General features: G+C 74.0%; 2 protein-coding genes. One reads left to right on the top strand and one right to left on the bottom strand.

The features are described 5' to 3' along the window. Positions 1–1,432: phosphoenolpyruvate--protein phosphotransferase (gene ptsP / locus ABFX54_RS56175; RefSeq protein WP_346115536.1), on the top strand; the 1,432-nt coding region annotated here is incomplete at its 5' end. 91 nt (positions 1,433–1,523) lie between these two features. Here ptsP and ABFX54_RS56170 read toward each other — a convergent pair. Continuing rightward, a partial coding sequence (locus tag ABFX54_RS56170) for an ATP-dependent Clp protease ATP-binding subunit (RefSeq protein WP_346115535.1) occupies positions 1,524–3,759 on the bottom strand: 2,236 nt, incomplete at its 5' end.

The following is a 3,759-nucleotide window of genomic DNA, read 5'->3' as shown; positions in this document are numbered from 1 at the left end:
CCTCAACCGGCGGGCCAAGGCGGCGGGCGGTGAGGCGGCGGAGATCCTGGAGGCGCTCGCCATGATCGCCGAGGATCCCCTGCTGCTGGAGGAGGCGGAACGCCTGGCCAGGAAGGGTTCCGACGCCCCCCACGCCCTGGACGCGGCCTTCACCGGCCACCGCGAGGCCCTGGCGTCGCTCGGCGGCTATCTGGCCGAGCGGGCGGGCGACCTCGACGACCTGCGGCACCGGGCGGTGGCGTTCGCGCTCGGCCTGCCCATGCCCGGCCTGCCCGACCCGGGGCACCCGTACGTGCTGGCCGCCGCCGACCTCTCCCCCGCCGACACCGCGGGCCTCGGCCCCGACGTGCTGGCCCTGGTCACCGAGCGCGGCGGCCCCACCAGCCACACCGCGATCCTGGCCCGGGGCAGGGGGCTGCCCGCCGTGGTGGCCTGCGCCGGCATCATGGCGGTCGGCGACGGCACGGTGATCGGCGTGGACGGCGGCACCGGCGAGGTCGCCGTCGGCCTCCCCACGCCGCAGGCGGCCGAGGTCAACGAGGCCGACCGGGCCCGCAGAGCACGGCTGGCGGCGAGCCAGGGCCCGGGCAGGACCGCGGACGGCCATCCCGTCAAGCTGCTGCACAACATCGGCTCGGCCGCCGACCTGCGCTCGGACGACCTGCGCGCCGAAGGGGTGGGCCTGTTCAGGACGGAGTTCCTGTTCCTGGACCGCAAGCAGGCGCCCTCGTTCGAGGAGCAGGTCGCCGCCTACGCCGAGGTCTTCAGCCGGGTGGAGCACGTGATCGTGCGCACGCTCGACGCCGGCACCGACAAGCCGCTGCCCTTCCTCGGGCTGCCCGCCGAGGACAACCCGGCGCTCGGCGTGCGCGGCCTGCGGGTGGACCGGCTGCTGCCGGACGTGCTGGACATCCAGCTCGACGCGATCGCCGCGGCGGCGCGCGAGACGGGCACCCAGCCCGAGGTGATGGCGCCCATGGTCACCACCGTGGCCGAGGCCGGCGCCTTCGCCCGCCGGGCCAGGGCCAAGGGCATCGTCAGGGTGGGCGTGATGGTCGAGGTCCCGGCGGCGGCCCTGCGCGCGGGGCGGCTGCTGCAGGAGGTGGACTTTCTCAGCATCGGCACCAACGACCTGGCCCAGTACACCTTCGCCGCCGACCGCCAGCACTCCTCCCTGGCCGACCTGCTGGACCCGTGCCAGCCGGCGCTGCTCGAACTCATCGCCATGTGCGCGCGGGCGGGCCGGGATGCGGGCAAGCCCGTCGGGGTGTGCGGGGAGGCGGCGGGCGATCCCCTGCTCGCTCCCCTGCTGGTCGGGCTGGGGGTGACGAGCCTGTCCATGGCCCCCGTGTGCGTGCCGCTCGTCCGCGAGGCGCTGGCGTCCCTCACGTTCGAGGAGTGCCGCGAACGCGCGCTCGCCGCGCTGGAGTGACCGGCGCGGGCGCTCCCGCCGGATCGGGGGGACCGGCGGGAGCGGCACCCGCCGTCCTGGAACGACGCGGCCGCCGTCCTGGAACGAAACGTCAGGCGGCCGGTTCCGGGTTGTGCGCCCTGAGCCGGAGCCGGTCGTCCTCGACGTCCACCGTCACCCGGCCGTGCTCCCTGACCTCCCCGGTCAGCAGCATGGTGGACAGCCGGCTGTCCAGCTCCCGCTGCACCGTGCGGCGCAGCGGCCGGGCGCCGAACTCGGGCTGGTGGCCCCGCCCGGCCAGCCAGTCCTTGGCCGCGTCGGTCACCTCCATGGTCACGTCCTGGCCGCGCAGCCGCTGCCGGGTGCGCTCCAGCATCAGGTCCACGATCTGGCGGAGCTGGTCGCGTTCGAGCCGCTTGAAGATGATCGTCTCGTCGATGCGGTTGAGCAGTTCGGGGCGCAGGGTGTGGCGCAGCAGGTCCATCAGGCGGTCCTCGACCGGCCCCGTGGCCTCCAGGATGAGCTCCGCGCCGAGGTTGCTGGTCATGATGACGATGACGTTGCTGAAGTCGACCGTGCGGCCCTGGCCGTCGGTGAGGCGGCCGTCGTCGAGCATCTGCAGCAGGATGTTCATCACGTCGGGGTGGGCCTTCTCGATCTCGTCGAGGAGGACCACGGCGTGCGGGCGGCGGCGTACGGCCTCGGTGAGCTGACCAGCCTCCTCGTACCCGACATATCCGGGCGGCGCGCCGACGAGGCGCGAGACCGTGTGCCGCTCCTGGAACTCGCTCATGTCGATGCGCACCATGTGGTCCTCGCCCCCGAACAGGGCCGCGGCCAGCGCCCTGGCCAGCTCCGTCTTGCCGACGCCCGTCGGGCCGAGGAACAGGAAGCTGCCGATCGGGCGGTTCGGGTCGGACAGGCCCGCCCTGGCCCTGCGCACGGCCTCGGCGACGGCGGTGACGGCCTCGTCCTGGCCGATGACGCGCCGGTGCAGGTGCTCCTCCAGGCGCAACAGGCGCTCGCGCTCCTGCTCGGTGAGCTGGGTGACCGGGATGCCGGTGCGGCGGGAGACCACCTCGGCGATGTCCTCCACCATGACCTGCGGGACGGTGTCCGCGCCGTGCCTGGCCCGCTCCAGCTCCGGCCGGACCTTGCCGATCTCCGCGCTCAGCTCCTTGGCGCGGTCGTAGTCCTCGGCGGCGACGGCCTGGTCCTTGTCGCGGCGCAGCGACTCAAGGCGCTCCTCCAGCTCGCGCACGTCGCTGCCGGGCGTGCGTGAGCGCAGCCGCACGCGGGCCGAGGACTGGTCGATGAGGTCGATGGCCTTGTCGGGCAGGAACCGGTCGGTGATGTAGCGGGCCGAGAGGCTGGCCGCGGCGCCGAGGGCCTCGTCGGTGATGCGGACCTGGTGGTGGGCCTCGTACGTGTCGCGCAGCCCGGCCAGGATCTCGACCGTCTGCTCCACGGTCGGCTCGGGGACCAGGATCGGCTGGAAGCGCCGTTCGAGCGCGGCGTCCTTCTCGATGTTCTTGCGGTACTCGTCGATGGTGGTGGCGGCGATGACGTGCAGCTCGCCGCGGGCCAGGGCGGGTTTGAGGATGTTGGCCGCGTCCATGCCTCCTTCGGCCGAGCCGGCGCCGACCAGCGTGTGCACCTCGTCGATGAAGACGATCACCTCGTCGGAGTGGGCGCGCACCTCGTCGACGACCTTCTTGACACGTTCTTCGAACTCGCCCCGGTACTTGGTCCCCGCCACCATGCCGGTCAGGTCGAGCACGACCACGCGCCGGTCCTTCAGCAGGTCGGGGACGGCGCCGTTCACGATGCGCTGGGCGATGCCCTCCACGATCGCGGTCTTGCCGACGCCGGGCTCGCCGATCAGGCACGGGTTGTTCTTGGTGCGCCGCGAGAGCACCTCGATGCACTGCTCGATCTCGTCCTCGCGGCCGACGACCGGGTCGATGCGGCCCTGGCGGGCCTCCTCGGTGAGGTCGCGGCCGAACTCGTCGAGCGAGGGGGTGTCCGAGGCCCGTTGACCGGCCCCCTGACCGGCCCCCTGACCGGCCCGATGGCCGGCCCCCTGGCCGCTCCCACCGCCGGCCGCGCCGGACAGGATGGCCTGCTGCAGCTCGTTCGCCGAGACGCCCTGCTCGCGCAGGAGCCGGGCGGCGGTGGAGTCGGGGTTGGCGGCCAGCGCGAGCAGCAGGTGCTCCGGCCCGATGTACGACGCCCCGAGCGCCCGCGAGACCCGCTGGGCGTCCAGGACGGCGCGCTTGGCCGCCGGGGAGAGCGTCGTGGGCGGCTCGGCGGCCTGGCCCGGCCCGGCGGGGGCGTCGGTGCCGGCG

This window comes from Nonomuraea maheshkhaliensis (assembly GCF_039529435.1).
In the GTDB taxonomy this organism is placed as follows: Bacteria; Actinomycetota; Actinomycetes; order Streptosporangiales; family Streptosporangiaceae; genus Nonomuraea; species Nonomuraea maheshkhaliensis.
Note: the sequence above shows the minus strand (reverse complement) of the source record. Positions and strands in the feature narration are given on the sequence as shown.